The following is a 10,112-nucleotide window of genomic DNA, read 5'->3' on the forward strand; positions in this document are numbered from 1 at the left end:
CCATTTATAATAAGAAAGCTACCTGTGTGGTAGTTTTCTTATTATGGCTCAATCTAAATCAACATTATTCTCACTTAAACATATGAATACACCTGATTAATCTCCCCCGGGACTCAAAACCTCCCCCCATCAGTAAATTCCCCCCTCAACTGCACAAGTTTGACACACAGTGAAACTGGATCAGACTTTAGGTAGTCAGGGAGAAAAATATTAATTTCCTGAACCTTCAATCCTTCAATGTCTGTTATGAATGAGCTTGCTCAGGGATGTAGTTATGGGTGTTTCAGTAGCTAAACAAGATGCCGTTGTCACTAACCTGGTTGGCCAGTTAAAAGCCAAAGATGATCAGGGGAACGTGAGAGATGTGACGATAGGCGATCTTATCAAAAACGGTGAGCAGTTAATCTTCTCGCCAAGTGCACAATTTATTCTGGAGATGGCCGATGGAACGGTCGTCGATGAAACAAACATCTCACCAGACGATCCGGTCCTGCCTCCGTCCCAAGAGGAAGGCTTAGCTACAGCACCAGTTTCCGCAGATGCTGAAATCGCCGCCCTGCAGGCACAAATTTTAGCGGGTGAAGATCCGACGGCAGGACTTCCTGAGACCGCAGCCGGAACGGCAGCCGGAGCAGGTGGTAATGAAGGTACGGAGTTCATCTCTTTAGACAGAGCTGCAGATGAAACGATAGCAGGCAGTGGATATGATACCAGCGGGTTTGACCTGGCTGCAGCACCGGCCGTCGATGAACCTATCATTCCAGAAGAAAATATTCTTCCCACTTTAACTTCCAGCTCCATCACTCTTTCAGAAATCAATCTTCCCCAAGGCTCCTCTCCATTAGCAAGTGCTTTATCACAAGCAGACACGATCACACTTGCCGCACCCAATGGAATATCCCTCTTAGTGATAAATGGCGTTGAGGTGTTTAGCGGTGGCGTATTTGCAGGTCCCATAGCCATAACATCTGCAAGCGGAACATTGAATATAACAGGATATGATACAGCTACAGGAGTTCTGAGTTATAGCTACACATTGAACTCAGCCGTCGATCATAGCGCGGCAGATCCTCAAGCAGATACCTTTGATGTATCTCTTACCGATATTCTGGGCAACAATACCACTTCAACGATTACCGCAAACCTGCTCGATGATGCCCCCAGTGGACAAGATGACTCTGGTAACATAGGTGAAGATGACGTTTCAATTTCAGGAAATGTCATAGTTAACGATACTCAAGGCGCCGACTCAGCGACAGTTTCACAAATTACTAACTCAGATGGAACCAGCTTAGTCGTGGCTCAGGCAACGAGTATTAGCGGCAGCTTCGGGGTATTACAAGTATCTGACGACGGTAGCTACAGCTATCTGTTATCAACCCAGCTCGATGCAGTACAGTCTCTCGCTCAGGGGGAACAAGTTACAGACACCTTTACTTACCAACTCACAGACAGTGATGGTGATAGCGTGCCGGTAAACCTTACAGTCACCATAACCGGTAGCAATGATGCGCCAGTCATTACCACAGAAACAGGAGATGGAGCCGATCTAGGTACCGTTATCGAATCAGGAAATGAAGATGACGGAACCATAGTTCCGGGTGTACCACAGACAACGGGCACCCTCACCGCTACCGATATAGATAACGGTGCGGTATTAAGCTGGAGTGGTAGTTCAACCGGAACGTTCGGCAGCTTCACAATCGATGCCGCAAGTGGGCAATGGTCATACACCTTAGATAATCAGCTTGCCGACAACCTTGCCGAAGGCAGCGTATCTCAAGAGGAGTTCCTCGTTACCGTGACTGATGAATTTGGTGCAACGGCAACGCAGCTGGTGACCATCACCATCAACGGTACCAATGACAGCCCCATTATTACCTCATCGGCTGCCGATGCCACAGGCAGCGTCAACGAACTGCCTGCCGAAGGGATAGTGCTTGAACCTGACACCCAAACAGCCACTGGAACACTCACCGCTGGTGATGTCGATACCGGTGCAGTCCTGTCCTGGAGCGGCGATGCCGACTCATTTTATGGCAGCTTCAGCATCGACCCGGTAACCGGAGAGTGGACCTATACCTTAGATAACCAAGCGGCAGAAAGCCTGCTCGAAGGTGAAGTGGTACAGGAAAACTTTTTAGTCACTGTCACCGATGAGTTTGGCGCCACCGATACTCAAACCGTCACTATCAATATTACCGGCACCGATGAAGCCACTGTCATAGCTAACGATAGTAATACCATAGATGAAGACACCGTCGCGCTCGGTAACGTATTAGATAATGACAGTGATGAGGACGATCTGTTAACCGTCAGCAGCTTTACTGTTGAGGGAGGCAGTTACAGCGCCGGAACCAGTGTCGATTTAGAGAACGGCACCTTAATTCTTAACGAAGACGGTACCTATGTTTTCACACCCGATCCTGATTGGAATGGTAATGTCCCCATCATTACCTACACCACCAATACTGGCGCAACGGCAACCTTGACCATAGTGGTTGAACCTGTCAATGATGCACCGGATGCACTGAACAACACATATAATGTCAACGAAGGCGGCTTCACAAGCGGAAACATCATTACCGATAATACCGGCTCCGGCGTCGACAGTGACATCGATGGCGGACCACTAAATATTACACATATTAATGGTGTTGCCGTTACTTTCATTAACGGTACAGCGATTATTCCAATCGGTGATGGAACCTTAACCATCAACCAGAACGGTAGCTTCACCTATGCCCATAATGGTGAAGAACCCGAGCCAACCAGTTTTACCTACACGATTAACGATGGCCTTGGCGGAACAGATACTGCAACTGTGAACCTAGCTGTACAGCAGGTTAATGACGACCCAACCGCTTTCGCCGACACTAACGTGGTGGAAGAAGGTGAAGACGAAGTTGATGCTGAAGCCATCACAGGTAATGTTATTCTCGGTATGGATCACGGCACAGTTCTTGGTATTGACTATGCCGATGTGGCCGATACAGACCCTGAAAATCAAAATCTTACGGCAGTCGTCATTCAGGGAGGAGGTAACCCATCCGATGTCAATGAAGTCGGTGATACCATTATTGATGGCCTCTACGGAACTCTCACCATCTCAGCCGATGGTAGTTACAGCTATCAGCTCAATGACGATAATGAAACCATCAATGCCTTAGATATCGGCGACACTGCAACAGACAACTTCACCTACTGGATTGAAGATACTGACAATGCACAATCCAGTGCCACACTGACCATCACCATCAACGGCAGCAACGATGGCCCGACCGCCTTCGCCGACACTAACGTAGTCGAGGAAGGGGCTGACGATACTGATGCACTGCTTATTTCCGGTAATGTTATTCTCGGTATGAGCCACGGCACGGTGGAAGGTATTCCCTATGCCGATGTGGCCGATACCGATCCTGAAAGTCAGACACTGGATATCGTTAAAGTCACCAACTTTAATAATGTCACCATAGGTAATGGCGCGACCGCCATTGGCGATGACATAGTACTCGTCGGTGAGTTCGGTACTCTCATCATCTCAGCCGATGGTAGTTACAGCTATCAGCTCGATGATGACAACCTATTCATTAATGCACTGGATGTTGATGATGTTGAAACTGATACCTTCACTTACTGGGTTGAAGATGCTTACGACGCACAGTCACAAACCACTTTAACTATTACCATCAACGGCAGCAACGATGGCCCTACTGCCTTCGCCGACACTAATGTAGTCGAGGAAGGCGCTGACGATACTGATGCACTGCTTATTTCCGGTAATGTCATCCTCGGCATGAGCCACGGCACGGTGGAAGGTATTCCCTATGCCGATGTGGCCGATACCGATCCTGAAAGTCAGACCCTGAATATCGTTAAAGTCACCAACTTTAATAATGTCACCATTGGTGATGGCGCGACCGCCATTGGCGATGACATAGTCCTCGTCGGTGAGTTCGGTACTCTCACCATCTCAGCCGATGGTAGTTACAGCTATCAGCTCGATGATGACAATCCATTTGTTAATGCCTTAGGTGTCGATGATGTTGAAACCGACACCTTCACCTACTGGGTTGAAGATGCTGATGACTCTCAAGCACAGACGACGCTAACCATTACCATCAACGGTACTAACGATGGCCCAACCGCCTTCGCCGACACTAACGTGGTATCTGAAGGGGTCGATAATGTCGACGCCTCACCTATCACAGGTAATGTCATTCTCGGTATGGATCACGGCACAGTGCTTGGCATTGACTATGCCGATGTGGCCGATACAGATCCTGAAAATCAAGTTCTCACTGCAATTGAAGTCCAAGGTGGAGGCAATCCATCCGATGTCATTGGAGTCGGTGACACTATTCTCGATGGCCTCTACGGTACTCTCACCATCTCAGCCGATGGTAGTTACAGCTATCAGCTCGATGACGATAATGAAACCATTAATGCCTTGGATGTTGGTGAGACGGAAACTGATAGCTTCACCTACTGGATTGAAGACAGCGATAATGCCCAGTCCAGTGCCATACTGACCATCACCATAAACGGCAGCAACGATGGCCCTACAGCCTTCGCCGACACTAATGTAGTCGAGGAAGGCGCTGACGATACCGATGCACTGCTGATTTCCGGTAATGTGATTCTCGGTATGAGCCATGGCACGGTGGAAGGTATTCCCTATGCCGATGTGGCCGATACAGACCCTGAAAGTCAGACTCTGAATATCGTTAAAGTCACCAACTTTAATAATGTCACCATTGGTGATGGCGCGACCGCCATTGGCGATGACATAGTACTCGTCGGTGAGTTCGGTACCCTCACCATCTCAGCCGATGGTAGTTACAACTATCAGCTCGATGATGACAACCCATTCGTTAATGCCTTAGGTGTCGATGATGTTGAAACTGACACCTTCACCTACTGGGTTGAAGATGCATATGACTCTCAAGCACAAACGACGCTAACCATTACTATCAACGGTACTAACGATGGTCCAACCGCCTTCGCCGACACTAACGTGGTATCTGAAGGGGTCGATAATGTCGACGCCTCACCTATCACAGGTAATGTCATTCTCGGTATGGATCACGGCACAGTGCTTGGCATTGACTATGCCGATGTGGCCGATACAGACCCTGAAAATCAAGTTCTCACTGCAATTGAAGTCCAAGGTGGAGGCAATCCATCCGATGTCATTGGAGTCGGTGACACTATTCTCGATGGCCTCTACGGTACTCTCACCATCTCAGCCGATGGTAGTTACAGCTATCAGCTCGATGACGATAATGAAACCATTAATGCCTTGGATGTTGGTGAGACGGAAACTGATAGCTTCACCTACTGGATTGAAGACAGCGATAATGCCCAGTCCAGTGCCATACTGACCATCACCATAAACGGCAGCAACGATGGCCCTACAGCCTTCGCCGACACTAATGTAGTCGAGGAAGGCGCTGACGATACCGATGCACTGCTGATTTCCGGTAATGTGATTCTCGGTATGAGCCATGGCACGGTGGAAGGTATTCCCTATGCCGATGTGGCCGATACAGACCCTGAAAGTCAGACTCTGAATATCGTTAAAGTCACCAACTTTAATAATGTCACCATTGGTGATGGCGCGACCGCCATTGGCGATGACATAGTACTCGTCGGTGAGTTCGGTACCCTCACCATCTCAGCCGATGGTAGTTACAACTATCAGCTCGATGATGACAACCCATTCGTTAATGCCTTAGGTGTCGATGATGTTGAAACTGACACCTTCACCTACTGGGTTGAAGATGCATATGACTCTCAAGCACAAACGACGCTAACCATTACTATCAACGGTACTAACGATGGTCCAACCGCCTTCGCCGACACTAACGTGGTATCTGAAGGGGTCGATAATGTCGACGCCTCACCTATCACAGGTAATGTCATTCTCGGTATGGATCACGGCACAGTGCTTGGCATTGACTATGCCGATGTGGCCGATACAGATCCTGAAAGTCAAGCTCTCACTGCCATTGAAGTCCAGGGTGGAGGTAATCCATCCGATGTCATTGGAGTCGGTGACACTATTCTCGATGGCCTCTACGGTACTCTCACCATCTCAGCCGATGGTAGTTACAGCTATCAGCTCGATGACGATAATATAACCATTAATGCCTTGGATGTTGGTGAGACGGAAACTGATAGCTTCACCTACTGGATTGAAGACAGCGATAATGCCCAGTCCAGTGCCACACTGACCATCACCATCAACGGCAGCAACGATGGCCCTACTGCCTTCGCCGACACTAATGTAGTCGAGGAAGGCGCTGACGACACCGATGCACTGCTGATTTCCGGTAATGTGATTCTCGGTATGAGCCATGGCACGGTGGAAGGTATTCCCTATGCCGATGTCGCCGATACAGACCCAGAAAGTCAGACCCTGAATATCGTTAAAGTCACCAACTTTAATAATGTCACTATTGGTGATGGCACGACCGCCATTGGCGATGACATCGTACTCGTCGGTGAGTTCGGAACCCTCACCATCTCAGCCGATGGTAGTTACAGCTATCAGCTCGATGATGACAACCTATTCATTAATGCACTGGATGTTGATGATGTTGAAACTGATACCTTCACTTACTGGGTTGAAGATACATATGACTCTCAAGCACAGACGACGCTAACCATTACGATCAACGGCAGTAACGATGGCCCAACCGCTTTTGCCGACACTAACGTAGTGGAAGAAGGCGCTGACGATACTGATGCACTGCTTATTTCCGGTAATGTTATTCTCGGTATGAGCCATGGCACGGTGGAAGGTATTCCCTATGCCGATGTCGCCGATACAGATCCTGAAAGTCAGACCCTGAATATCGTTAAAGTCACCAACTTTAATAATGTCACCATTGGTGATGGCGCGACCGCCATTGGCAACAATATAGTTTTAGTCGGTGAGTTCGGTACACTCACTATCTCAGCCAATGGTACGTATAGCTATCAACTCGATGATGATAATCCGTTCATCAATGCCTTAGGTATAGACGATGTTGAAACCGATACCTTTACCTACTGGGTTGAAGATGCTGATGACTCTCAAGCACAAACCACACTAACCATTACCATTAATGGTGTTAACGACGGCCCAACTGCCTTCGCCGATACTAACGTGGTATCTGAAGGAGTCGATAATGTCGACGCCTCACCTATCACAGGTAATGTCATTCTCGGTATGGATCATGGCACGGTGCTGAGCATCGACTATGCCGATGTGGCCGATACTGATCCTGAGAATCAAGTTCTGACAGCCATTGTTATTCAGGGGGGAGGTAGTCCATCCAATGTTAATGAGATTGGCGATACTGTTATCGACGGGCTCTACGGTACTCTCACCATCTCCGCAGATGGTGGTTACAGCTACCAGCTTGACGATGATGACCCCCTAATTAACGCTTTAGATGTTGGTGAGACAGCAACCGATAGCTTCACCTACTGGATTGAAGACAGCGATAATGCACAATCCAGTGCCACACTGACTATCACTATCAACGGCACCAATGATGGTCCAACGGCCTTTGCCGACACTAACGTGGTCGCTGAAGGAACAGAAGGAAACGCAGCTTCGCTTATTTTCGGTAATGTCGTTCTGGGTATGGATCATGGCACCGTAGAAAGTATTCCCTATGCAGACCTGGCCGATACAGACCCAGAAAGTCAGACTTTGAATATCGTTAAAGTCACTAATTTTGATAATGTCACCATTGGTGATGGCGCGACGGCTATTGGTAACAACATAGTATTAGTCGGAGAGTTTGGCACCCTAACCATCTCAACTAACGGTAGTTACAGCTATCAACTCGATGACACCAATACCTTTATTAATGCATTAAGTGCAGATGAATTTGAAACCGATACCTTTACCTACTGGGTCGAAGATGCTGATGACTCTCAAGCACAAACAACACTTACTATCACTATTAATGGTACTAATGATGCGCCAGAGGTTGTCAGTATTGATCTAGCCGCAGTATCTGAAGAGGGATTGCTGTATGGGATCGAAGATGGTCCATTACTACCCGACGATACAACTGATTCAGTCACCTTCGACGGCACGCTCAGCTTTACTGATGTTGATAGCGATAGCTTTGCAATCTCTATCGATGACACCAATATAGGCCAGTACTTTTCAGGAAATACTGAAATCAACTGGAATTGGAGTGGCAATACCCTTACGGGTACTGCGGGCTCAACGACTGTGATGACTATTGTTTTTGGTACGGTCGGAGGAGCCGCGCCTAACTTCAGCGTAGACTATACTGTCAACCTGTTTGCCCCAGTGGACCATCCGACAAACGATAACGAAGATGTGCTCCCCATTGAGTTTACCGTAACCATTGACGATCAAGATGGCGGCAGTGTTGACACCACTCTCACCGTGAATATCGAAGATGATGCGCCACTCGATGAGGTAGATACTCAGGCAATCCAAACGATAACTAACACTATCGGTCAATACATATCCGGCGATCTGTTTAATCCGGGCGCCGATGGTTTCGGAGGAGTAAACTTTGCCGTTGCTACGCAGGGGCTTCTCTATAACGGTATAGCACTTGCCTACACCATGAGTGGTAATACCTTAACAGCGACGGCTAATGGTACTGAAGTATTTACCTTAACAGCCGTACCGGATGGTAACGGTCACTATGATTACAAGCTAATTTTATTGCAAGAAATACAACTCGAATTTACCGTCGAATATAACCTAAGCGGTGCTCCTGCGGGTAATAACGATGCATACTATGTTGATGGCGATGGCGAGATCTATGCTCAAGACGATCAAGCGACAGCAGTAATAGCCACCATGACAGGTACAGATGGCGGTCTGGCAGACAGCATAAACTCAAACAGCCACGGTATAGGCGTGGGCGCCAAAACCTCTATCGATGCAGGCGAAGCGATTAACTTCGATTACGGCTCGAACGGAACCAGTGTCGCCGTAATAAGTCTGGGAACAGGGAACAACGGTAGCCACGACGACATTAGTTACATCACCTATGTGATCAACTATGTTGGAGGAGGGCAACAAACATTTACCAATGTTCTTGTGGATGGCACATTTGATATCGAAGCCGGGCCTCTAAATGGCTTTAATATCGAGTCGATTAACATAGAGTATGTGAGTGGTGAAGATTTTCAGGTTATCGGGGTATCTTCTGCCGGCATCATTACCGAGCTGCCTATCGATATCGACTTTACCTACACTGCGACCGACGGAGATGGAGATAATGTTGGTGATCCAGACGGCTTCACCGTTGTTGTTGAGCCAGACACGGGTAATGATGATACAAATATCTTGGCAGGTACCGATGCCGGAGACAATCTGGTCGGTGGAATAGGCAGCGACTACATACTCGGCGGCCTTGGAGGTGACACAATATCCGGTGGCGCCGGAGCCGATATACTGATTGGAGGTGAAGGCTCAGACACCATAGATGCCGGCGTTGATTCAGATATTGACACGCTCATCTGGGAGGTTGGATCCGCTGATGGCAGCACGGATATTGTTCAAAACTTCCATTATGACCATGAAGACGTGCTCAACCTATCCGATGTATTAGTCAATGAAACTGCTGGAACTCTGGAAGACTTCCTCTCATTCAACTTTGTAGGTGGCAGTACAGAGATAACCCTCGATACAAATGGATCCGTTGCTGGAGGAGACACGCTTACCATCAAGTTAGATGCGGTAGACCTGTCAGTCATCTATGCCAGCACAAATGAAACGGATATCATCAATGGACTCCTCGATGACGATGCACTGATAATTGACGTTCCATAATCAACTAACACGGTAAAGCTGCACCTCTTTGCACTAAAAGCTAAGAGAAGCGCACTAAACCGAACCAAGCAACTGTAGCGAAGCCACTATATTTAGTGGCTTCGCTGTATCTAAAACACTAACTTTATCAAAAGCTAATACAAAAGTGGTATTTCACGGCCCCGAACTGTCAAAAAATTGACCAGCACAGATACATACGTTAAGATTTCTGGTCGTATGTTTATATTGCCGCCTTCTTTTGAATATAAAGTTTTTTCTGGGCTGCACGGTTACTGTTTACTCGCTTGGA

Annotated in this window: 1 protein-coding gene; it reads left to right on the forward strand. The window is 47.8% G+C overall.

Going from position 1 to position 10,112, the window contains the following annotated elements; all coding sequences use genetic code 11:
• Window positions 1–274 precede the first annotated feature (274 nt).
• Complete coding sequence (locus tag SSED_RS24690) at window positions 275–9,823, forward strand: retention module-containing protein (RefSeq protein ID WP_012144471.1); 9,549 nt, start codon at window positions 275–277, stop codon at window positions 9,821–9,823.
• Window positions 9,824–10,112: the final 289 nt, after the last annotated feature.

This window comes from Shewanella sediminis HAW-EB3, from assembly GCF_000018025.1.
Lineage (GTDB): Bacteria > Pseudomonadota > Gammaproteobacteria > Enterobacterales > Shewanellaceae > Shewanella > Shewanella sediminis.

What these genes read in the sequence shown, in the direction of transcription:
- SSED_RS24690 (WP_012144471.1), top strand. Translation starts at nt 275, where the DNA reads ATGGGTGTTTCAGTAGCTAAACAAGATGCCGTTGTCACTAACCTGGTT.